This window comes from Oleiphilus sp. HI0128 (assembly GCF_001635365.1).
Genome location: NZ_LWGG01001253.1, coordinates 1 through 1,077, shown reverse-complemented (window position 1 = coordinate 1,077; position 1,077 = coordinate 1). Strand labels below are relative to the sequence as shown.

1 protein-coding gene and 1 pseudogene are annotated in these 1,077 nt (G+C 44.7%); both read right to left on the bottom strand.

Annotation, left to right across the window (positions count from 1 at the left end):
* Positions 1 to 830 (bottom strand): ribosome biogenesis GTPase Der (gene der / locus A3763_RS21215; RefSeq protein WP_068760469.1); only part of this gene is annotated, 830 nt, incomplete at its 3' end.
* A gap of 10 nt (positions 831 to 840) precedes the next feature.
* Positions 841 to 1,077 (bottom strand): annotated as a pseudogene (locus A3763_RS29770) (hypothetical protein); the annotation flags it as partial.

Below are 1,077 nucleotides of genomic sequence, written 5' to 3'. Positions count from 1 at the left end.
AGGTGAAGATCCTGCTCAACGACACCTTCTCTGGCATCGATAACGACAACAACAACGTTGGCATCTTGTATCGCTTGCAAGGTCTTGATGATGGAGAATTTCTCTACCGCCTCTTTAACATTTTTCCTACGGCGCACACCTGCCGTATCGATCAAGGTATAGGGCTTTTCTCGGCGTTCGTAAGGAATATAGACGCTATCTCTCGTGGTACCAGGTTGATCATAAACAACAACACGGTCTTCACCAAGCAGTCGATTAACCAAGGTAGACTTACCAACATTTGGTCGTCCGATAATACCAATTTTACAACCATTTGCTTCATCATCTTCCTCGATTTGTTCCGGGAAGTCCTCCATTGCATCTTCGATCAGCGATTTAACACCGCGGTTATGNGAGGCTGCGGTTAAGCGCAGCTTCTCCATACCCAGCGAGTAGAAATCATTGGCAACAGTATCAGCATTAAGGCCATCAATTTTATTAACAACCAGGGTATAAGGTTTTCCCGTTTGTCGGATATGACGAGCTATCTCTTCATCAATAGGGGTCAATCCATCCCGGCCATCCACAACAAAGAAGATTAGATCAGCCTCTTCTATTGCCAACAAGGACTGCTCAGCCATGACAGCATCGATCCCGACTTCATCACCACTTATACCACCGGTATCGATAGTAATGAACTTCTTATCCAACGCCACTCCAGAGCCGTACTTACGATCCCGAGTTAAGCCTGCGTAGTCTGCGACAATTGCATCTTTTGTTTTGGTCAAACGATTGAATAAGGTAGATTTACCTACATTAGGACGACCTACTAGCGCTATTACAGGAACCATCTATCTACCTTTAATCTCTATATTCGTTAGACGACTCTTCGAAAAGTCTTCTATTTCTAAACCTCGAACCCAAGGGTCTAAGGTCCTTTACCTTCGAATTCAACTGATACGATACTATGTCACCAGAACGTGCATAAACATATAGCCGGTCGCCCTTTACAATCATCTCACCCATGACACCATCACTGTCAGGGTATTTCCGTGCAAGTACTTTTCCATCCAGCACTGATAGCACATGGATATAGCC